Here is a 20,514-nt window from a genome sequence, read left to right as displayed (position 1 = left end):
ATGCCTTGCAGGCGAGCGTGGCGCCGCCCATCTGCGGTCTCCATGCGAGATTGCGCCGGTCGGTTGTAAAAACTTCGACGCGTCGCAATTTTCATGTACGATTGACCTCGGTCAGTCGGCTTGTTGGGGGCATTTGTCTTGAATTGCGTCAGATCGATCTTTCCCGCTGCGTCCGTCATCCTTGCTGTATTCCTTGCCGGTTGCGGCAAGAAGGACGAGGCCGCGGCACCCCCGCCGCCGCCCGTGACGGTTGCCAATCCGCTCAAGAAGCAGACCACGGACTGGGATGAATTCACGGGCCGTTTCGATGCTGTGGATCAGGTCCAGATCCGCGCCCGCGTCACAGGCTTTGTCACCAAGGTGAGTTTTGTGGATGGCGCCGTGGTGAAGGCCGGTGACGTCCTCTACGAGATCGATCCGCGCCAGTACGAGGCTACGGCCGAGCAGGCGCAGGGCCAGCTCGACGACGCCAAGGCCAAGGTGGATCTCGCGCAGCGCGAACTCGACCGCGCTACCACGCTGATCAAGACCCAGGCGATCGCCGAAAACATCGTCGATCAGCGCACGCAGGCGCTCGCGGCAGCCCAGGCGTCGGTACTGGTTGCTGAAGGCGCGCTCAAGCTGGCAAAACTCAATCTCGAATATACCAAGGTCGTCGCGCCCATTGACGGCCGCGTCAGCCGGCACCTGATCAGCGTCGGCAATCTCGTCAATGGCAGCGACAGCGGCGCGACGCTGCTGACATCGATCGTGTCGATGACGCCGATCTATCTCTATTTCGACATGGATGAATCCATCTATCAGCGCAACAGCCGCCTGTGGTTCGAGGGCCGGCGGCCAAGCTCGCGCGATACGCCCAATCCCGTGCAGATCACGCTGACCGGTTATGATAAGCCGACCAAGGAGGGGAAGATGGACTTCCTCGACAACCGGCTTGATATCGGCACCGGCACGCTGCGCGGCCGCGCCATCGTCGATAATCACGATCTGTCGATCCTGCCCGGCCAGTTCGCGCGTTTGCGTGTCATCGCCAGCGGTGCATATGAAGCGTTGCTGATCCCCGATACCGCCGTCGCCACCGATCAATCGCGAAAAATCGTGATGGTGGTGAAACCCGACGACACGGTCGAGGCAAGGCCGGTGACGCTCGGTCCGCTCGATGACGGCCTGCGGGTGATCCGCGAGGGCCTCAAGCAGGATGACCGCATCATCATCGACGGCCTGCAGCGCGCGCGTGTCGGCGCCAAGGTCGCGCCCAAAATGGGCGAGGTGAAGCCCATCGCTCCCGCCGGTGGCGCCAAGCCATGAATCTCGGCAGCCTCTCCATCAATCGTCCGATCCTCGCGATGGTGATGTCCATCGTGCTGATCATCGTCGGCGCGCTCGCTTACACGACGCTGCCGGTCTCCGAATATCCGGAAGTGGCGCCGCCCACGGTGGTGATCACCACGCAATATCCCGGCGCATCCGCGCAGACGGTGTCGGAAACGGTCGCAACGCCGATCGAGCAGGAGATCAACGGCGTCGAGGACATGCTGTATCTCTACAGCCAGGCGACCTCGAACGGCCAGCTCAACATCACCGTCACCTTCAAGCTCGGCACCGACCTCGACAAGGCGCAGGTGCTGGTGCAGAACCGCGTCGCCATCGCGCAGCCGCGGCTGCCCGAGGAGGTGCAGCGCAACGGCGTCGTCACCCGCAAGAACTCCCCCGACCTGATGATGGTCGTGTTCATGCTGTCGCCCGACGACACTTACGACCAGCTCTATATTTCCAACTACGCGCTGCGCAACGTCCGCGACCAGTTGCTGCGCCTTGACGGTGTCGGCGACATCCAGATTTTCGGCGCCCGCGATTATTCGATGCGGCTGTGGCTTGATCCCGACAAGATCGCCAATCTCGGCATGACCGCGGGCGATGTCATCACCGCCATCCGCGCGCAAAACATCCAGATCGCGGGTGGCCAGATCGCCGAGCCGCCGATCTCCGACCGTGCCTTCTCGCCGAACCTGACATTCACGGGGCGTCTGAAGGATCAGTCCGAATTCGGCAATATCGTCATCAAGGCCGGCAGCGACGGCCGCACCGTGCGGCTGCGCGATGTGGCGCGGATCGAACTCGGCGCGCTGTCCTACACGACCAACAGTTTTCTTTTGAAGAAGCCGGCGGTCGCGCTCGCGGTGTCGCAGCGGCCGGGATCGAATGCGCTGGCCACGGCAGATGCGATCGCCAAGACCATGGCGAAGCTCAAGACCGAATTCCCGAAAGGGCTCGAATACAATATCGGCTACAACCCGACCGAATTCATCGCGCAGTCCGTCAGCGAGCTGATCAAGACCATCTATGAAGCCATGGTGCTGGTCGTGATCGTCGTGCTCGTCTTCCTGCAGGGCTGGCGGCCGGCGATCATTCCCATCATCGCCATTCCGGTATCGCTGGTCGGCACCTTCGCCGTCATGGCCGCGCTCGGCTTCTCCATCAACAATCTCACGCTGTTCGGTCTCGTGCTGGCGGTCGGCATCGTGGTCGATGATGCCATTGTCGTGGTAGAGAATGTCGAGCGGCATCTCGCCGAAGGCAAGAGCCGGCGCGAGGCGGCGCTTCTGACCATGACCGAGGTCGGCGGCGCACTGATCTCCATCGCGCTGGTGCTGTGCGCCGTGTTCGTGCCGACAGCGTTTATCGGCGGCATTTCCGGACAGTTCTTCCAGCAATTCGCCGTCACGATTGCGGTGGCCACGGCGATCTCCTGTTTCTGTTCGCTCACGCTGTCGCCGGCGCTGGCCTCGATGATCCTCGTCCAGCATCACGAGAAGAAGCCGCCACCGAACTGGAACGTGGTCGCGCGCGGCTGGAGTGCTTTCACCGGCGTGTTCAATCGCGGCTTCGACAAGCTCTCGCATGCTTATGGCACGGCCGCCGGTTTCGTCATTCATCATCTGGCGCTGATGCTGGTCGTCTATGCCGCACTGATCGGCACCGCCGGCTGGCTGCTTTATGCGACGCCCCAGGGCTTCATCCCGGCGCAGGATCGCGGCTATGTCATTGTCGTCGTGCAATTGCCCGGTGCGGCATCGCTGAGCCGCACGACGGAGATCGTGCGCGAGATCGAGCGCATCGCGCTGGAAGTCCCGGGCGTCGTCCGCGTGCCGTCTTTCGCCGGTTTCAATGGCGCGACGCGCACGCAGGCCTCGAATGCGGCGGCGCTGTTCCCCGTCTTCGCCGATGCCGAGGAGCGCGCCAAGGAGGGCCATACCGCCACGCAGATCACCGCCGAATTGCGCAAGCGGCTTGCGGCGATCCAGGGCGCACTGGTGATCGTGGTGCCGCCGCCGGCGGTGTCCGGCATCGGCACCGGCGGCGGCTTTGCCATGCGAATTCTCGACAATCAGGGCAGGGGTCCCGATCTGCTCGAGAAGGCGACGGATGAACTCGTCAATGCCGCGCGCCGGGCGCCCGGCCTCACATCGGTGTTCTCGCCCTTCACGGCGAACACCCCGCAGGTCTTCGTCGACATCGATCGGCAGAAGGCGCAGATGCTCAATGTGCCGATCTCCAACGTCAATGACGCGATCCAGACCTATTTCGGTTCGGCCTATGTCAACGACTTCAACATTCTCGGCCGCACCTATCACGTCACCGCGCAAGCCGATCTGCCATTCCGCAAGGAACGCTCGGATCTCGCCCGGCTGCAAACCCGCAATGCCGATGGCAATATGGTGCTGCTGGGCAGTGTCGTGAATTTCGAGGATCGCGCCGGGCCGGATCGCGTGCCGCGGTACAATCTCTATCCGGCGTCGGAGCTGCAAGGCGACACGCTGCCTGGTGTCAGCTCGGCGACGGCCTTGAACACGATGAAGAAGCTTGCCGACGAGACGCTGCCGAGCGGCTTTTCGTTCGAATGGACGGACCTGTCCTATCAGCAGGTCACTGCGGGCAATTCCGGGCTCTATGTGTTCCCGATCTGCGTGCTGTTCGTCTATCTCGTGCTGGCCGCGCAATATGGCAGCTGGTCGCTGCCTTTCGCGGTCATTTTGATCGTCCCTATGTGCCTGTTCGCGGCCACCATCGGCGTGCGCATCATGGGGCAGGACATCAACATCCTGACCCAGATCGGCTTCGTTGTGCTGGTCGGTCTGGCGGCGAAAAACGCCATCCTGATCGTCGAATTCGCGCGCGATATCGAGCAGGAGGGGCGTGATCAGCTGGACGCCATCGTCGAGGCGTGCCGGTTGCGCATCCGTCCCATCCTGATGACGTCCTTCGCCTTCATCCTCGGCGTGCTGCCGCTGGTGATCTCGTCGGGCTCGGGCTCGGAGATGCGTCAGGCCGTTGGTGTCGCCGTGTTCTTCGGCATGATCGGTGTCACGATTTTCGGCCTGATTTTCACGCCGATCTTCTACATCCTGATCCGGCGCCTGTTCCCGGGGTCGGTGGTCGTGGAACCGAAAGAACGGGGCGCGCATTCCTGATTGCGTCATTCTCCAGCCTCATCCTGAGGAGCGCGCCCTTGCGCGCGTCTCGAAGGATGGATTTAAGGTACTGCCTGCCATCTCATGGTTCGAGACGGCGCAAGTGCGCCTCCTCACCATGAGGTGTAGCGTTTTGGGAATCGTTGATGGACACTGCCCCCCGTATCGAACTGATGAACTGGCTCACCGGCCAGGGCCTCACCGGTTCACCTGAAAGCGATCTGATCCGCGGGTTCTGCGAGCGCTGCCTCGCCATGGGCATTGAGCTCTCGCGCGGACAGGTCTTCCTCGACACCTTGCATCCTCTCTTCGAAGGGCGCGGCTTTCGCTGGAGCGACAGGCCGACCAATGAGAGCGAGATGTTCGAATATGGCTCGACGGCGACCGGCGACGCCGCGGAAAGCTGGCGTCGTTCGGTGTTCTTCCACATGCTGGAAGAGGGGCACAGCGAGATGCGCCTCGACCTGTTCGATCCGGCCGTCAGCGAACGGTTCAACATGATCGACAGCCTGCGCGACAAGGGACACCGCCATGGCGCCGTCTTCGTGCACAGGTTTGGCGAGCAGGGCTCCATGGGCAATATGGACTGCGTCTATTCGCACTGGACGACCCGCCGCGACGCCGGCTTCGACGAAGGCCAGATGACGGCGCTCCGCGAGCTCGTGCCTTTACTCGGCCTTGCGCTGAAATCGGCCGCGCAGATGGAAATCGCGCGCACCCTCGGCCGTGTCTATCTCGGCCGTGACGCTGCCGAACAGGTGTTGCGCGGCCGGATCACGCGCGGCGTCACCGAACGGATCAAGGCGGTGCTGTGGTTCTCCGACCTGCGCAATTCCACGGGGATCAGCGAAGCCATTGGCCCCGATGAGATCATTCCGTTTCTGAACGACTATGCCGAGGCATCCATCAACGCCATCCACGAATCCGGCGGCGATGTGCTGAAGCTGATCGGCGACGGTGTGCTGGCCATGTTTGCAGGTGATGACATCGCCCAGGCCAAGCGCAATGCATTGCGCGCCGAGCACTACTTCCGCAAAAACATCGTGGCCTTGAATGCCAAGCGCAGTGCTGCCGGCCAGCCGGTGACGACGGCCTATGTCGGCCTGCATATCGGCCAGGTCTTCTACGGCAATATCGGCAGCGACGACCGGCTGGATTTCACCGTGGTGGGGCCGGCGGTGAATGAAGTCAGCCGCATCGCTTCGATGTGCAGTTCGGTCGATCGCCCGCTGTTGACCTCGTCGGAATTCCAGTCACGGCTCGACAGCGACGGCCGGAAATATCTCGTCTCGACCGGCCGCTTCGCGCTCCGCGGCATCGGCCATGCTCAGGATCTCTATACCCTCGATCCGCAGATCGGCACGGATGAAGTGATGCGCGGCACCTATGAGCGGTATCTCGCGCGGTAAGCTCCGTTCGTAGGATGGGTTGAGCGCAGCGATACCCATCACCACATGCGTCCGGCGGTGATGGGTATCGCTGCGCTCAACCCATCCTACACGACGCCTGCCTTGGCACGCATCGCATAAAGAAGCATCGCCAGCAGGCACCCGCCGCTCAGAACGATGCCGAGTGCCAGCAACGCATCAGGCACGATCGTGGCGACCAGAAACACGCCAATCGCCGCGCCTGTCATCTGCCAGAATCCGAGCAAGGCTGACGCCGCACCCGCATGGGTGCCGAACGGCGACAGCGTCTGCGCCGTGCCGAGCGGATTGACCACCCCCATGCCGAGCAGGAACACGCAGGTGGCGGCGATGAATGTCGCGACATTGGCATGCACATAGGCCGTCACGAGAATGGCGAGCCCGCCAATGAAGGCGATCAGCAGTCCGTAACGGATCGCGCGCTCCAGCCCGAAGCGCGGCGCCAGGCGCGCAGCCAGCATGCCCGATCCGAACACGACCATCACCGTGCCGGCGAAGAACAGGCCGAGGGCGATGGGCGTGAAACCATAACCCTCGATCAGGATGCGCGGCGCGGCGGAGAACATCGAGAACAGGCCGCCCATGATCAGGCTGACCGTTGCCGCAGGGATCAGGAAATGCCGGTTGGTGGAGAGCTTGCCATAGGTGGTGCCGATGGCGATGGGATCGAGCGGAATGCGCGTCGCATTGTGGGTCTCGCCGAGCGTGGCAGCAAAGGCGATGGCGGATACCAGTGCGAAGGCGCCAACAAAGACGAATTCCGAGCGCCAGCCAAAGAAATGATCCAGCGCGCCGCCAAGCAGCGGCGAGAAGCCGGGCGCCGCCGCCTGGGCGATCATCACCATCGTGAGCACGCGGGCAAGGGCTGCGCCGCTGAACAGGTCGCGCGCGATGGCGCGCGACAGGACCGATGTCGAACAGGCACCCGCTGCCTGGATGGCGCGGCCGACCAGCAGCGAGGGCAGGTCAGTGGCGAGGCCACACCAGATGCTTCCGGCGATGAAGACGGCGAAGCCAGCCAGCACCGGGAGGCGACGACCATAGCGATCGGAGATGGGGCCGACCACGAGCTGGCCCAGCGCGAATACAACGAGGAAGACCGTGATCGATGCGGTGACGGCCGGCGTCGTTACCTGCAGCGCGACCGCCATCTGCGGCAGCGACGGCAGCAAAATATTGGTCGCCAGCGTGCCGACCGAAGCCAGCGCTGCCAGCACGGCGATCTGCCCGGCGGTGGAGGCGGTTTCCTGCGCCGGGTTATTGGCCACGTTCTCAGCGGTGCGGTCGGTCATATGATGAACCTCATTTAAAGAATGATGTACATCATATAACGCGGCCTGCAAAGGGGATGTCGGTCCGGGCGGATTGGTGCTGGTCAAATGGAGAGCGCAGGTGCTTAGGATGGGTAGAGCGAAGCGAAACCCATCGGCGGAGCTTGCCGCATCGACGGAATGATGGGTTTCGCTCCGGCGCTATCGCGCCCGCGCTCTACCCATCCTACGGCCGCGTCAGTCCTCAGTTCCCGTACAGGTAATTCGGCAGCCAGAGCGTCAGGCCGGGCCAGATATACATCAGCATCATGCAGATGATGACGATCACCATATAGGGCATCATGCCGGCAAAAATCTGATTCAGCGTGACATGCTTTGGCGCGACGCCCTTGAGATAGAAGGCCGACATCGCCACCGGCGGCGACAGGAACGCCGCCTGCAGGTTCACGAACACCAGAACGCCCCACAGGATCGGGTCGATGCCGAAATGTTTCAGCATCGGCAGGAAGATCGGCACGAAGATCACGATGATCTCGGTCCATTCCAGCGGCCAGCCGAGAATGAAGATGATCGCCTGCGACAGGATCATGAACTGCAGCGGCGTGAGGTTCAGCGACAGCACCCAGCTTTCCAGAAGCGCCTGGCCGCCGAGAATGGCGAACACTGCGGAGAACAGCGCCGAGCCCACGAACAGCCAGCACACCATGCTCGTGGTCTTCGCCGTGAGGAAAACGGCTTCCTTGGTGCGTTTCCAGTCCAGCGTCCGCGCCTGAAACGCGAGCAGGAACGCACCAGCGGCCCCGACCGCAGCAGACTCCGTCGCCGTGGTGATGCCGAGCAATATCACGGCCAGCACGACGGCAGTGAGGAGACCGAGCGGCATCACCGAAGACGTCAGCAGCCGCAGCACCTCGAACTGTTCGGCGCCCATGGTCCAGTAGTAGTAGAACAACAGCAGCAGGATGATGGCCGCGGTGAAGGCGAAGTAGGTGTAGAACTCCGGCGATGGCCCCGTATAGGCAGGCGCGTTGCTGGTCTGCAGCTCGGCATTGCCCATCTGCTGTAGCGTTTCCGGCTCGCTCTCCTGCGATGAGCCGGATTGCGACGAGCCGAGCTCTTCGAGCTTTTCTTCGGCGGGCTCAGACTTGCTTGCATCGCCCGACTGTACGCGCTCGGTGATGGCGGCAGGCGCGGGCGTATCGGGCTGCGGATGGATGACCACATACCACCACGACGCCCATAGTGTGGACAAAGCGAGGATCAGCGGCACCAGCGCGAAGCCGAGATTCTTCAGGATGGTGCCATAGCTGATCCGTGCGCCATCCATGGTCAGCGCCATAGCGCGCGAGGGGGCTACGGCGGCCGTCAGCAGAGCCGGCAGCATCCTGTGCGAATAGGCCTGCTGCAGGTCGGCGATCCATGGCCGCACCGGCACACGCGTTTCGCTCTCCGGCAGCTTTGGCGCGATCTTCGGGTTCAGCAGCGCCCAGCCGATGATGTAGACGAGATAGAGGAACGCCAGGAAGAATCCCGGAAACATCGCGGCGGCGTAGAGCTTCACCACCGATTGCCCGGCCACCGCCGCATAGACGATGATCATCACCGAGGGCGGGATCAGGATGCCCAGCGTGCCGCCGGCGGTGATGACGCCGGAGGCGAGCTTGACGTCGTAGCCTGCCTTCAGCATCGGATTGAAGGCGATGACGCCCATCAGCACCACGACGGCGCCGACGAGGCCCGAGGCGATGCCCCAGAATGTGCAGACGATCAGCGTCGCCACGGCGAGCGAGGCCGGCACGCGGCGGAAGGCGAGCTGGATCGAATAGAACATCTTGTCGACCAGCGCGCCGCGCTCCATCACATAGCCCATCAGCACGAAGAGCGGGATGGAGATCAGGACGTCATTGGTCATGGCGCCATAGGTGCGCTGGACCATCAGGTCGAAGATATGGTTGTCGGCCCAGGCTTCCCCGGCGCGGTAATAGGCGAAGAAGCCGAAGAACATGCCGAGGCCCATCAGCGTGAAGGCCGTGGGAAAGCCGAGCATGATCACGACGACGATGAGGCCGAGCATCAGCAGGCCGAGGGCGGGATCGCTCATTTCGGCGTCTCCCCACCCATGCCGCGCTGGCGCGCGCTTTCCTCGATATCCTGCGCATGCGCGATCGCATTGCGGCGGGTCTCTTCATCGACATGTTCGGAGAGCGCGAGCTGTTCCTCCACCACGTCGATCTCCGAGACGTCCTTGAGCCGGCTCGGCCATGCCCCGGTCTTGAGGCAGATCGCGGCACGCGCGATTTCGGCAATGCCCTGCAACAGCAGCAGCGCGCCGGCCAACGGGATCATCGCCTTGAAGTGATAGACCGGCGGGCCGTCCGCGGTGACATTGGAATGCTCGCGGATGCGCCAGCTGTCGCCGGCATAGTCCCAGCCGGCATAGACCAAGGCCGCGATGCCCGGCAGGAAGAATACGATATAGAGCACGAGATCGAGCGACGCCTGCGTCCGCGGCTTCATGGACGAATACAGGAAATCACCGCGCACATGTCCGTTCTGCGCCAGCGTGTAGGCGCCGCACAGCATGAACAGCGTGCCATAGAGCATGTTGGAGGCGTCAAAAATCCAGGCGGTCGGCATGTTCAGCAGATAGCGCTTGAACACTTCGGCGCAGACGAGGCCCATCAATCCCAGAATGAGCCAGGCCGCAGCCTTGCCGGCGAATGTGCTGATGCCATCGATGGAGTGCAGGAAACGCTCGGCGGTCATTGCATGGAAGCCAGTTTACGAGAACATGGGCATGTGAAGGGCGGCGAGTTCAGGCAACAGCAAAGCATCATCCGGGAGGATGGTCCCGGATGATGCGGGGCACGTGCGGCGTCAGCCGTCAGGTCTTCTTCTTCGCGTTCGGTCCGAAGTAGTGGTTATAGGCCATGCGGCGATTGACCACCGTGTCCTGCTCCCACTGGGTGGCGCGCTTGGCGAAGGCCATCTGCGACTCCACGATCTCCTTGAACAGCGGGTTCTCCGTCGACTTCTTGGCGACCACCTCGTCATAGACATCGAGCTGCTTCTGCAACACGGAGTCCGGTGTCTTGTAGAACTTCACCTTGTCCTTGGCCTGCAGGTCCGCATAGTCCTGCGAATAGCGGTCGATGGCCTTCCACGACATCTCCTGGCCGGCCGCTTCCGCAGCCCCCGCGATGATGGCGCGCAGCTTCTCGGGCAGGGCGTCGTATTTGGTCTTGTTGAACAGGATCTCGAACTGTTCGGCATTCTGGTGATAGCTCTGCAGCATGCAGATCTTCGAGACGTCGGCGAAACCGAGAATGCGGTCCGACGAGGCATTGTTGAATTCGGCAGCGTCGAGCAGGCCGCGATCCATCGCCGAGACGATTTCGCCGCCGGGCAGCGCATTCACGGCGGCGCCGAGGCCGGTGAACACGTCGATGGAAATGCCGACGGTGCGGAATTTCACGCCCTTGAGATCATCGGCCTTCTGCACCGGTTTCTTGAACCAGCCGAGCGGCTGGGTCGGCATCGGGCCATAGGGCAGTGATACGACATTGGCATTGATGGACGCATAGAGTTTTGCCAGCAGCTCCTTGCCGCCGCCGAACTTGTGCCAGGCCAGCAGCATGTTCGCGTCCATGGCATAGGCCGGGCCGGAGCCCCACAGCGCCAGCGCGGTCTGCTTGCCATAGTGATAGACCATCACGCCATGCCCGCCATCGAGCGTGCCCTTCGACACCGCGTCGAGCAGGCCGAAGGCCGGCACCACGGCGCCCGCCGGCAGCACCTCGATCTTGAGGTCGCCGCCGGTCATGTCATTGACCTTCTTGGCGTAGTCCTGCGCGTATTCGTGGAAGATGTCCTTGGCCGGCCATGTGCTCTGCCAGCGCATATTGATCGGCCCGGTGCTTTGCGCGAGAGCCGGTGCCGCAACAGTTGCGGCAGCGCCGGCCGTGGCGACCTTCAGAAAGCGGCGCCTGGACGGAGTCCTGTCCTTGGTATCGGTCATTGTGTTCTCCCCGAGTGGTCGTCCTTTGCGGACTGACCTTGTTGATTGAGGGCAAGACAACGGCTTGCCCGGTACTTTGGCAAGAACCATCGCTTCGCTGCGACGCTAGGACGCGGACGAACTACACTAACCAAACGTGCTGCAATGCGGAGAGTGCATCAGCGAAGGCGGGTGAACTACACAAAAGTGGTCAAGCTTGTGTCGATGCACATCCGTCCACATCGCCGACCATGTCCGGCTGCCGCGTAAGTGCCACGGCCGGCGAGTTCAGGATCACCAGCGCCTGCCAGGCAAAGCCCGCGACGGCGAGATAGAGGCAGGCCTCCGCATGATACAGGCCGCCGATGACGGCGGCGATGCCGGTGCCGATCGGGCGCGCGCCATAGCTCAGGATGTTGATGGCCGAAACACGCCCGAGCAGGCTCGGCGGTGTTACCGATTGCCGGAGTGTCGCCGTGGAGATGACCCACAGGATCGGGCCGACGCCGAGCAGGAAGAAGCTCAGTCCGGCCAGTACCGGATAGGGCCACCAGATCGTGAGCGCCATCACGAGGGATGCGACGAAGCCGGTGACGGGGCCAAGCGCGATCACCGTGCCGAATGGCAGCCGCTGCATCACCCGCGTCGCCGCCAGCGCGCCGACCACCATGCCGGCGCCATACATGGCCAGCGTGATGCCGATGCCGGCGGCGCTGAGGCCGAGATGGCGCACGGCATAGGGCACGAAGATCGCGAGGATCATGAAGGCCGCCGCGCCGAAGATGAACTGGGTGACAAAGACCGGCCGCAGATAGGGATGCCGTGCGACGAAGGACAGGCCTTCCGCGATATCCTGCATCGGCTTGCGCCGCTGCACGCTGACACGTGCGGGCTCGGAGAGACCGGCGAGGCAGATGACCGCAACGATGGATAGCGCGGCAGCCGCGCCAAAGGCCGGTGCTGCGCCGACCATTCCCACCAGCGCACCGCCGATGGCCGGACCGCCCGCAAAGGCCACCGTGCGCGCCAGTTCGATCCGCGCATTGGCGGCGCCCAGTTGGTTCGACGCGACCAGCGAAGGCACCAGTGACGGCGCCGCAACGCTGTAGGCCACCGTGCCGCATACCGCGACAAAACCGAGCAGGGCGAGCAGGGGCAGGGTCAGCATGCCCCACCAGATCAGCGCGAGGGTCAGCAGCAACGACAGGGCACGCAGCGCTTCGGCGCCTGCCATCAATGCCCGCCGCGACATCCGGTCGGCCAGCAGCCCGGCCGGGATGGCGAACAAAACAAAGGGCAACGTCAGCGCGGTCTGCAGCAATCCGGTCTGGCCTTCGCCGACACCAAGCAGCAGCACCGCCACGATGGGCGCCGCGGCGAGCGCGATCTGCTCGGCCGATTGCGCAGCCAGGTTGGACCAGGCGAGACGGTTGAAGGTGGCGGGCAGGCGGTCGGCAGGCGAGGCGGTCATGGCGTATCCTGGGTTGCGGGACGACCATTGGCCGGCTGTGTGGCTGGAACCACCCGTTTACCGGCAACCTGCCGTGAAACGCAGGCGAATTCGCCCGCTGCCCCGACGACTCCTGCGTGCAGATTGTGATAAAGCTCATCCAGCGGCGCCTCTGGTGGAGACGTCGGAGCTAGTCTACGAGCAGGACATGGATCGGACCGACAAACTTTACGGCCTTTGGCGCGAGCAGGGCGGCGCCTGCTTCTATTGCGACGGCCCCACTTTCGTTCCCGATCGCGAAACCAAGGATGCCGCGCGCCGTCGTCTGCGCATCGAAACGGGCGTCGCAGGCGCCGGCAAGCACCTCAACCAGCATGTCGCCACCATCGACAGCGCAGCCAAGGCGATGGCCTGCAAATTCTGCAATTGCAGCCGGGAGGGCAAAAGCCCCGGAGCCCATCGCAACACGATCCAGGCGATCGTCGCCACCGACCGTCATCCGGTCAATCGCCTGGTCGAGACCTATGACGACGGCCGCCTGTCTTGGGCGCCGATCGCGCTCAGGCCCTCCGGGACGACCCCCGCCTGACTCTCGAGCATTGATCGCGCAGCGTCTCATCGAGGCGCTTGACGCGCGCGCGGTCCGAACCGGACGCCAGCGCCGGCCCGCCGGGCCCAAGGCCGCATCGGCCCATCCCGTCTCGTTGAATCCTGGTGCGGCAGGGCGGTGGGCGATGCGCTTCACGGGGCCGCGGCCAGGTAGACCTCTCCCAGCAGCGACGAATTCGACCACGGCACCTGCTTGCCTCTGGTCGAGGCGACGACTTCGGATCGCACCCGTGTCAGCATCTGCTGCAGTTCCAGACCGGGCGTCACGATGTGGCGTGCCAGCGCGGTCGTGAAGGGGCTGCTGGCGCCGTCGCCGTCGAAAGCGACCTGTCCCGGTGCCGTTGCAAATGCGATCAGCGTTCCGGCCCCCAGGGTTCCGCCGCTGCTCAGCCCGGCTTGCGGTGCGAGCCCGGAGCGGATCGCGATCGATCGGCTGGCAACGGAGTCGCCGGGTGTCCTGGACGCGAATGGATTGTCGCGGCAGGCGTCGAGCACGATCACATTGGTCCGCAGCTTGTCGTCCAGGCCAGCCATGATGAAATCGAGATCAATCATTTCGTCGGAGAGTGTCTTGTCACTGGTCAGCTGCGCGTCGATCGGCACGAGATAATTCCTGCCGTCGATCTGCATGCCGTGCCCGGCAAAGAAGATCAACGTGACCTTCGCGCGGGGGGCCTTCGCCAGAAACTCCTTCACCGTGCGGCGCATCGCGTCGCTGGTCATGTCGATTCCTTCGGTCGTATCGAAGCCGATGCTGCGCAGTTCGTGCGCGATCAGCTTTGCATCCCTTGGCGGATTAGGCAGCTTGCTGGCGGTGCCATAGGCGCCGTTGCCGATCACCAATGCGATCTTTTGCATTGGCACCGGAGAAGCGGCGGACGACGCGATGTCTTGCGGCTCGCTGTTCAATACCGCAAGACGGGCAGCCGCGATTTTCTGCTGCCTTGCTGCATCGATGATGGGGCTCCCGGTCTTGTTGGTGAAGCGGATTGTCTTCGGCTGTTCGAGCGCACGCGCATAGGCCTCGCGGGCCTTGGCAAGGTCATGGTTGCTTTCGGCGAGCTGGCCTTGCGCGACGTATATTTCAGCGACGCGGTTGTCGAGCGCGAGCGCACGCATCAACTCGGCCTGGGCTTCCTTCGCGCGTCCCAGAATGCGGTACGTGATCGCGCGGCCCGTGAATGCGCTCAGTTCGGTTGGATCGAGTTTCAACGCAGTGTCGTATTCCTTCAACGCGCCTTCGGTGTCTCCCTTGTCGCGCAGGATATCGCCGCGCAGGGTCCGGGCTGGTGCGAAACGTGGTGCAAGCCTGATACAGGCATCGGCGTCCCTGATCGCAAGGTCGAGGGCGCCGAGAACCCGATGCACGCCCGCACGCGATCCGTGCGAGCCGAACTGGCGATCGTCCAGCGCAATCGACAAATCTAGATCGGCCAAGGCTGCTTGATAATCTTGTTTCTGCGTGTGAGCCCAGCCGCGATAAGCGAGATATTTGGCTTTGTCAGGCGCCGAAAGTCGCCGGCCACTCTGCAGGAGGTCCGTGCATGCTTTCATTTTGGCGTCGGCGTCGTTACTCTGCGTGCAGGCGGCATCGGCGCTGATGGCAAATGTGGGCGATGGACAGGCGATCGCGAGCAGGCTCATAAGGAGCGGCAGCATGTGCCGGAAACGATGCATGCGTATCCTCGCAGTATCCCAAGTGGAGAAATTCACGCGTTGACGCGATGTCACGCTGATCATCCCGCAGACTCAAAGCACAGATCATCCATTGTTTCCATGAAGTGGATTGATACGAGATATGTCGCAGCCACCGATCATCTGCAGATGGCGCAAAGATGAACCCCGAACCTTGGACAGCGTTCTTACTTCATGACCAGCAAACTCCCCGTGCCGCCGTTCCTCAGCCATGACGCGACGATCGGGCGACTGGATTGGCCCGGCGCAGTGAACGCGTTGCGTGAAGGCCATCACTTGCCCGTGGCGGAGATCAAGGACGTCTTTCTCGGCCCGCCCACCGGCACGATGATGAGCCGCTCGGCTTACATCGAAGGGCTGGGATATGGCGCCAAGACTTTTACGGTGCTTGATGCCAATGCGGCGCGCGGCATCCCCACCGTGCAGGGCGCCATGCTGGTCTTCGACAAGGACACCGGCAGCGTCCAGGCCGTCGTTGACAGCGCCTTGGTCACGGAATTCAAGACCGCTGCGGATTCGGTGCTGGGTGCCAGCCTTCTGGCGCGTCCCGACAGCAGGCATCTGTTGATCGTCGGCGCGGGGACGGTGGCGACCAGTCTCGTCAAAGCCTATGCGGCTGCACTGCCGGGGATTGAGCGCATCTCGGTGTGGTCGCGCAGGCCGGAACAGGCACAGCAATTGGTCGCGCGGTTCAGTGATCGCGGCATCGATGTCGCGGCGGTCCCCGATCTGCAGGCTGCGCTCGGGGAGGCGGATATCGTCAGCTCCGCCACGATGGCACGACAGCCGGTGATCCCGGGCGCGTGGGTTCGGCCTGGCACCCATGTCGATCTCATCGGCGCTTTCAAAGCCGACATGCGCGAGGCCGATGATGCGCTGATGAGCAAGGCGGCCGTGTTCGTGGACAGCCGCGTGACCGCGCTCCACATCGGGGAACTGATCGCGCCGATCGCCTCGGGCGCCATCACGGCCAACAGCGTGTTGGGCGATCTCTACGATCTCGTGCGTCCCGACGCGCGCAGGCGCCGGTCGGACGATGACATCACGCTGTTCAAGAACGGCGGCGGCGCGCATCTGGATTTGATGATCGCGTCCTGGATCGCGCAGGTAATGGCGGGCTGAGGGACCGATCTTCGAGCCTCGGAATCGAAATCCGATGTTCGAACAGTTTTTCCAGATGCACTTGCAAGTGAGTTGCAATAAGCGGCGTTTTCGGCCATCCTGCTGAAATGGATGCCAAATCGCCTGCCGTCGCTGCTGAACCATTGAACCCCGCCACCTCCGCGCCGGCCGTCGATCTGCCGGGCTGGCGGACGAGCGGGGGCGATCCGTCGCTGGCGGGCATGTTCGGCTCGGTGCGGATCGTGAAAAACGGCTCGTTCTGGCGCAAGCTGGTGGCGTTTCTCGGCCCCGGCTATCTCGTCGCCGTCGGCTATATGGACCCCGGCAACTGGGCCACCTCGCTCGCCGGCGGCTCCAAGTTCGGTTACGCGCTGCTCACCGTGGCGCTGGTCTCCAACCTGATGGCGATCGTGCTGCAGTCGCTGTGTTCGCGGCTTGGTGTCGGCGCGGGCAGGGATCTCGCCCAGGCCTGCCGCGACGCCTATCCGAAGCCTGTGGCCTGGCTGCTGTGGATCTCGGCGGAGATCGCGATCACTGCCACCGATCTTGCCGAAGTCATCGGCACCGCCATCGGCCTCAATCTCCTGTTCGGCATTCCGCTCGAGATCGGCGTTATCATCACCGCGGCCGATGTGTTTCTCATCCTCGCGCTGCAGGCCTATGGCTTTCGCTGGATCGAGGCCTTTGTCGTCACGCTGCTCGGCGTCATCGCCGCCTGTTTCGCCATCCAGATCGCCATGGCCGATCCCGATTGGGGGCAGGTGATCCGCGGCTTCGCGCCGACCACCGAGATCGTCGCCAACAAGGAGATGCTGTTCCTCGCCCTCGGCATTCTGGGCGCGACGGTGATGCCGCATAATCTCTATCTGCATTCCGGTCTCGTACAGACGCGCGGCTATGGCGCAAGCGTCGCGGAGCGCAAGGAAGCGATCAAGCTTTCGACCTGGGATTCGACCATCGCGCTGTGTCTCGCCTTGACCATCAATGCCTCGATCCTGATCCTCGCTGCTGCGACCTTCCACAAATCCGGCAAGACCGATGTGGCCGAACTCGATCAGGCGCACGCCTTCCTGGCGCCGCTGCTCGGCTCGAGCCTCGCGCCGACTTTGTTCGCGATCGCGCTGCTCTGCTGCGGCCTGAACTCGACCATCACGGCGACGCTGTCCGGCCAGATCGTGATGGAAGGCTTTTTGCGGCTGAAGATGCCGCCCTGGCTGCGCCGCATGATCACCCGCATGATCGCCATCGTGCCGGCGGTGGTGGTGACGATCTGGTATGGCGAGAAGGGCACGGGCCAGTTGCTCATTCTCAGCCAGGTGGTGCTGAGCTTGCAGCTGCCATTCGCCGTGGTGCCGCTGGTGTTGTTCACCGCGAGCAAGCGCAAGATGGGCCCGTTCATCGCGCCACGCTGGGTCACGGCGCTGGCGGCGATCACGGCCGTTGTGATCATCGCGCTGAATGTAAAGCTGGTGGTGGATTTCTTCTTTGCGTAACTCCGCCCCTCATGGTGAGGAGCGGCTGTAAGCCGCGTCTCGAACCATGAGATTGCTCGGCTCCGAGCTCGTGGCCATCCTTCGAGACGCCGCTGCGCGGCTCCTCAGGATGAGGGACGGAGAAGCGAGCTGGGATTACTGTCCCGAGCAAGTCCAGCCAAAAATACCCCATCGCTTTATGAGACAGACTTTCAGGATGAGGGCGGAGGACTACTCCTGCGGCTCGCCCACCATCTCGCCATTCTCATCCACGCGGAGCCAGCCTGACGGCGCCAGCCGCTGTTGCGGCAGATAGCGGCCCTTGTAGTCCATCTTCTTGGATCCCTCGATCCAGTAGCCGAGATAGACGTAAGGCAGGCCCATCTTCTTCGCGCGTCCGATGTGATCGAGGATCATGAAGGTGCCGAGCGAGCGGGCTTCCTCGCCGGGCTCGAAGAACGAATAGACCATCGACAGCCCGTCGCTGAGCACATCGGTGAGCGCCACCGCCAGCAGGTCTTCGCCACGACCGGTGATGCCGCTGTCGGGACCGCGGCGGCGATATTCGATGATGCGGGTTTCCACATGGGAGTCCTCCACCATCATTGCGTAGTCCAGCACCGTCATGTCGGCCATGCCGCCCATGCGGTGGCGCTGGTCGAGATAGGCGCGGAAGACGGAATACTGTTCGGAGGTCGGCACCGCGTTGCGCTGCTCGCCGATCACATCGGCATTGCGCGCCTGCACCTTGCGGAAGTTTCGCGACGGCTTGAATTCATCGGCAATCACCCGCACCGAGACGCAGGCGCGGCACTGGTCGCAGGCCGGTCGGTACGCGATCGACTGGCTGCGGCGGAAGCCGCCATGGGTCAGGAGGTCATTGAGATCGCCGGCCTTCTCGCCCACCAGATGCGTAAAGACCTTGCGCTCCTGTCGGCCGGCCAGATACGGGCAGGGCGACGGCGCCGTCAGGTAGAATTGCGGGGTGTCGCGGGAGTGCTGGGTCACGGGTCGTGTTTCGGCTCCGAAGCAGTTCGACATAACATTGCGCCGACCGGGCTAACGGTCAATGAATTTGCCGAGTCTTTAAAAAATCCCGCCGGCGGATTGATCGATGTCAAATTCAGCCGGCGTAGCCAACCTGCGCCCGCGCCACGGAGGCATTCACCACCACGGTTCCAAGCACCAGGTCATGCAGCAACTGCCGGCGGCCATTGAGCAGGGCCACGATCAGCACCAGCGGCGTCAGCAGCGACACCGAGGCCCAGAACAGGACCGCATGCGCGCAGCCCAGCACGAAATAGCCGGGCGTGCCGGAGAAGGTGCGCATCTGCAGGTCCATCATCCGCATGCCCCAGGTGGCGGAATGCGGTCCGCCCAGCGACATGCCGTAATACACGATGAGCCAGATCACCGTGGCCGGCGAGATCAGCCAAAACAGGCCCCAGCCGAGGCCGAAGGTCACGAGCCCGAACACCGAGATGAAGATCACAGCAAGAATGATCGGGATCGAGATCACCACCACGTCGATCAGGAACGCCACGACGCGCCGCGCCAGCACGCCGCGGAACAGGTCGGGCTGCGCATAGGGATCGAACGCATGCGTGCGCGGCGGCGCACCATTGCTGCGCCAGGTGTCACCCTGCTGGCTGCCGTAGCGCGGACCGGTGTCGGACATGGATGGCTCCTCCCTCATCACAACTGATCACGTGGTGATGATCGGGAGAGGGTGCAAGAGTGCGAGCCCCCGCCAGTCATTCCGGGGCGCGTCGAAGACGCGAACCCGGAATGACTGGTCAGGCTTGCTTCGCCAGTGCGTCAAACAGCGCCAAATTCAGCCGCTTGAGATCGTTGTTCACCGGCTCCGGCTGCGACGAGAATTTGGCGACGGTCAGTTCCGCAACCGGGTCCACATAGAGCATCTGCCCATGGATGCCGAGCGTGAAGAAGGCGCTATTGGCATTGCCGGTCTGGTACCATTTGTTGCTGTAGCGGCCCTCGGGCAGCCATTCCACGCCCGGACCCGCGCGCCAGGCTTCGGGTGAACCATGCGCGATCGTATCCTCCACCCAGTTGTCGGAGAGAATGCGGCGTCCATCCAGCGTGCCGCCCAGCCGCATCAATTCGCCGATCCGGGCGAAGTCGCGCGGCGCCATGCAGAAGCCGCCGCCGGTGCGGGCGAGGCCGGTGGCATCCACCGTGATATAGGCATCCTGCCGCGCGCCGATCGGTTGCCACAGGCGCTCGGAGACAAAATCGTTGAAGCGCTGGCCGGTGGCGCGTTCGATCACGAGGCCCAGCACATCCGAATTGGGCGAGCAGTAGTGAAACGGCCCGCCGTGATCGCCGGGTCCCTTCTGCAGCGAGGCCAGGAAGGGGATGAGCGAATCCGGCGTGTCGCCGGGCACCGCCGGCTCCAGCAGGCCGGCGCGGCGATAGCGCGCAAAATCGCCGCGGGGGTCCTGATAGGTTTCCGAGAAATCGAGACTCACGCGCATGTCGAGGACATCGCGGATGCGGGCATCCGCATAGGCGGATGAGCCGAGTTCGGGAACGTATGTCGGCACGGGCGCATCGAGGTCGATCAGGCCGTCGTTATGCACGATGCCGGCGACGACAGCGGTGACCGATTTGCTGGACGAAAACAGGATATGCCGCGACTGCAGGGTGAAATTCGGTGCGTGATAATCGGCAATCACGCGGCCGGATTTCATCACGACGAGCGCATCAGTAAACGTGCTGCGCAAGCCATCCGCGATCGTCATGTTGTCGCCGCCGACCGGGAGCGGCAGGCGAAGGAGATCGCGGGGATCGACGACGGCATCCTCCGTCAGTCCCGGCGTGGCTGCGATCCGCGCGGTCGGGATGAGTTCGGAGACATGGCGGAACGCCCAAACATTCCACGGCGCCTGTCGCCAGTTGGAGAGGCGGACATCGCTGCGCGCAAATCCATAGGCGGCTTCGAAGGCGGATGATGATGCATTGCCTGACATGATGGC

Annotated in this window: 15 protein-coding genes; 6 read left to right on the top strand and 9 right to left on the bottom strand. The window is 63.3% G+C overall.

What is annotated here, in order from left to right; all coding sequences use genetic code 11:
- The first annotated feature begins 138 nt into the window (after nucleotides 1–138).
- The 3 genes from ACIQ2A_RS02310 (at nucleotide 139) to ACIQ2A_RS02300 (ending at nucleotide 5,881) form a co-directional block, all read left to right on the top strand.
- The gene (locus tag ACIQ2A_RS02310; protein ID WP_398475319.1) at nucleotides 139–1,308 is read left to right on the top strand and encodes an efflux RND transporter periplasmic adaptor subunit; all 1,170 of its coding nucleotides are present in this window, start codon (nucleotides 139–141) and stop codon (nucleotides 1,306–1,308) included.
- On the top strand, nucleotides 1,305–4,472 hold the full coding sequence (locus ACIQ2A_RS02305; RefSeq protein ID WP_398475317.1) for an efflux RND transporter permease subunit: 3,168 nt from the start codon (nucleotides 1,305–1,307) through the stop codon (nucleotides 4,470–4,472). The genes ACIQ2A_RS02310 and ACIQ2A_RS02305 overlap by 4 nt, the downstream gene beginning before the upstream one ends.
- 146 nt (nucleotides 4,473–4,618) lie before the next feature.
- Nucleotides 4,619–5,881 carry an adenylate/guanylate cyclase domain-containing protein gene (locus ACIQ2A_RS02300; RefSeq protein ID WP_398475315.1) on the top strand — a complete coding sequence of 421 codons (1,263 nt, stop codon included), beginning with the start codon at nucleotides 4,619–4,621 and terminating at the stop codon, nucleotides 5,879–5,881.
- Nucleotides 5,882–5,967: 86 nt separating this feature from the next.
- Here ACIQ2A_RS02300 and ACIQ2A_RS02295 read toward each other — a convergent pair whose 3' ends face one another.
- The 5 genes from ACIQ2A_RS02295 to ACIQ2A_RS02275 all read right to left on the bottom strand — a co-directional run bounded on the left by ACIQ2A_RS02295 (nucleotide 5,968) and on the right by ACIQ2A_RS02275 (nucleotide 12,638).
- Nucleotides 5,968–7,191 carry a multidrug effflux MFS transporter gene (locus ACIQ2A_RS02295; RefSeq protein WP_398475313.1) on the bottom strand — a complete coding sequence of 408 codons (1,224 nt, stop codon included), beginning with the start codon at nucleotides 7,189–7,191 and terminating at the stop codon, nucleotides 5,968–5,970.
- Between the two features lie 223 nt (nucleotides 7,192–7,414).
- Entirely contained in the window at nucleotides 7,415–9,271 is a 1,857-nt protein-coding gene (locus ACIQ2A_RS02290) for a TRAP transporter large permease subunit (RefSeq protein ID WP_398475311.1), read from the bottom strand.
- Complete coding sequence (locus tag ACIQ2A_RS02285; protein ID WP_398475309.1) at nucleotides 9,268–9,936, bottom strand: TRAP transporter small permease subunit; 669 nt, start codon at nucleotides 9,934–9,936, stop codon at nucleotides 9,268–9,270. Before ACIQ2A_RS02285 ends, ACIQ2A_RS02290 begins: the two co-directional genes overlap by 4 nt.
- Nucleotides 9,937–10,054: 118 nt before the next feature.
- Nucleotides 10,055–11,188, bottom strand: coding sequence for a TRAP transporter substrate-binding protein (locus ACIQ2A_RS02280; protein WP_398475307.1), 1,134 nt, complete (start codon nucleotides 11,186–11,188; stop codon nucleotides 10,055–10,057).
- Nucleotides 11,189–11,378: 190 nt separating this feature from the next.
- Nucleotides 11,379–12,638: an MFS transporter gene (locus tag ACIQ2A_RS02275; RefSeq protein ID WP_398475305.1), complete on the bottom strand. Its 1,260-nt coding sequence runs from the start codon at nucleotides 12,636–12,638 to the stop codon at nucleotides 11,379–11,381.
- Between the two features lie 187 nt (nucleotides 12,639–12,825).
- Here ACIQ2A_RS02275 and ACIQ2A_RS02270 point away from each other — a divergent pair, with 187 nt between their 5' ends.
- The gene (locus ACIQ2A_RS02270) at nucleotides 12,826–13,206 is read left to right on the top strand and encodes a hypothetical protein (RefSeq protein ID WP_398475303.1); all 381 of its coding nucleotides are present in this window, start codon (nucleotides 12,826–12,828) and stop codon (nucleotides 13,204–13,206) included.
- 152 nt (nucleotides 13,207–13,358) lie between these two features.
- Here ACIQ2A_RS02270 and ACIQ2A_RS02265 read toward each other — a convergent pair whose 3' ends face one another.
- Nucleotides 13,359–14,966 (bottom strand): caspase family protein, encoded by a 1,608-nt coding sequence (locus ACIQ2A_RS02265; protein ID WP_398475301.1) that lies wholly within the window; start codon nucleotides 14,964–14,966, stop codon nucleotides 13,359–13,361.
- 129 nt (nucleotides 14,967–15,095) lie between these two features.
- Between ACIQ2A_RS02265 and ACIQ2A_RS02260 the strand changes: the two genes are divergently transcribed.
- Both ACIQ2A_RS02260 and ACIQ2A_RS02255 read left to right on the top strand, forming a co-directional pair.
- On the top strand, nucleotides 15,096–16,043 hold the full coding sequence (locus ACIQ2A_RS02260; RefSeq protein WP_398475299.1) for an ornithine cyclodeaminase family protein: 948 nt from the start codon (nucleotides 15,096–15,098) through the stop codon (nucleotides 16,041–16,043).
- Nucleotides 16,044–16,150: 107 nt separating this feature from the next.
- Nucleotides 16,151–17,536: an Nramp family divalent metal transporter gene (locus ACIQ2A_RS02255; RefSeq protein ID WP_398475297.1), complete on the top strand. Its 1,386-nt coding sequence runs from the start codon at nucleotides 16,151–16,153 to the stop codon at nucleotides 17,534–17,536.
- Nucleotides 17,537–17,746: 210 nt separating this feature from the next.
- On the opposite strand, the gene ACIQ2A_RS02250 is transcribed toward ACIQ2A_RS02255, so the two are convergent.
- From ACIQ2A_RS02250 to ACIQ2A_RS02240, 3 genes are all read right to left on the bottom strand, one after another.
- Complete coding sequence (locus ACIQ2A_RS02250; protein ID WP_398475295.1) at nucleotides 17,747–18,523, bottom strand: arginyltransferase; 777 nt, start codon at nucleotides 18,521–18,523, stop codon at nucleotides 17,747–17,749.
- 115 nt (nucleotides 18,524–18,638) lie between these two features.
- Complete coding sequence (locus ACIQ2A_RS02245; protein ID WP_398475293.1) at nucleotides 18,639–19,193, bottom strand: RDD family protein; 555 nt, start codon at nucleotides 19,191–19,193, stop codon at nucleotides 18,639–18,641.
- Between the two features lie 118 nt (nucleotides 19,194–19,311).
- Nucleotides 19,312–20,508 (bottom strand): serine hydrolase domain-containing protein, encoded by a 1,197-nt coding sequence (locus ACIQ2A_RS02240; RefSeq protein WP_398475291.1) that lies wholly within the window; start codon nucleotides 20,506–20,508, stop codon nucleotides 19,312–19,314.
- Between the last annotated feature and the right edge of the window lie 6 nt (nucleotides 20,509–20,514).

Source organism: Tardiphaga sp. (assembly GCF_044336785.1).
Lineage (GTDB): Bacteria > Pseudomonadota > Alphaproteobacteria > Rhizobiales > Xanthobacteraceae > Tardiphaga.
Note: the sequence above shows the minus strand (reverse complement) of the source record. Positions and strands in the feature narration are given on the sequence as shown.

Bases quoted from the DNA above. Each gene is read 5' to 3' on its own strand.
- ACIQ2A_RS02305 (WP_398475317.1), top strand. From the start codon at position 1,305: ATGAATCTCGGCAGCCTCTCCATCAATCGTCCGATCCTCGCGATGGTG.
- ACIQ2A_RS02300 (WP_398475315.1), top strand. From the start codon at position 4,619: ATGGACACTGCCCCCCGTATCGAACTGATGAACTGGCTCACCGGCCAG.
- ACIQ2A_RS02295 (WP_398475313.1), bottom strand. From the start codon at position 7,191: ATGACCGACCGCACCGCTGAGAACGTGGCCAATAACCCGGCGCAGGAA.
- ACIQ2A_RS02290 (WP_398475311.1), bottom strand. From the start codon at position 9,271: ATGAGCGATCCCGCCCTCGGCCTGCTGATGCTCGGCCTCATCGTCGTC.
- ACIQ2A_RS02285 (WP_398475309.1), bottom strand. From the start codon at position 9,936: ATGACCGCCGAGCGTTTCCTGCACTCCATCGATGGCATCAGCACATTC.
- ACIQ2A_RS02280 (WP_398475307.1), bottom strand. From the start codon at position 11,188: ATGACCGATACCAAGGACAGGACTCCGTCCAGGCGCCGCTTTCTGAAG.
- ACIQ2A_RS02275 (WP_398475305.1), bottom strand. From the start codon at position 12,638: ATGACCGCCTCGCCTGCCGACCGCCTGCCCGCCACCTTCAACCGTCTC.
- ACIQ2A_RS02270 (WP_398475303.1), top strand. From the start codon at position 12,826: ATGGATCGGACCGACAAACTTTACGGCCTTTGGCGCGAGCAGGGCGGC.
- ACIQ2A_RS02265 (WP_398475301.1), bottom strand. From the start codon at position 14,966: ATGATCAGCGTGACATCGCGTCAACGCGTGAATTTCTCCACTTGGGAT.
- ACIQ2A_RS02260 (WP_398475299.1), top strand. From the start codon at position 15,096: ATGACCAGCAAACTCCCCGTGCCGCCGTTCCTCAGCCATGACGCGACG.
- ACIQ2A_RS02255 (WP_398475297.1), top strand. From the start codon at position 16,151: ATGGATGCCAAATCGCCTGCCGTCGCTGCTGAACCATTGAACCCCGCC.
- ACIQ2A_RS02245 (WP_398475293.1), bottom strand. From the start codon at position 19,193: ATGTCCGACACCGGTCCGCGCTACGGCAGCCAGCAGGGTGACACCTGG.
- ACIQ2A_RS02240 (WP_398475291.1), bottom strand. From the start codon at position 20,508: ATGTCAGGCAATGCATCATCATCCGCCTTCGAAGCCGCCTATGGATTT.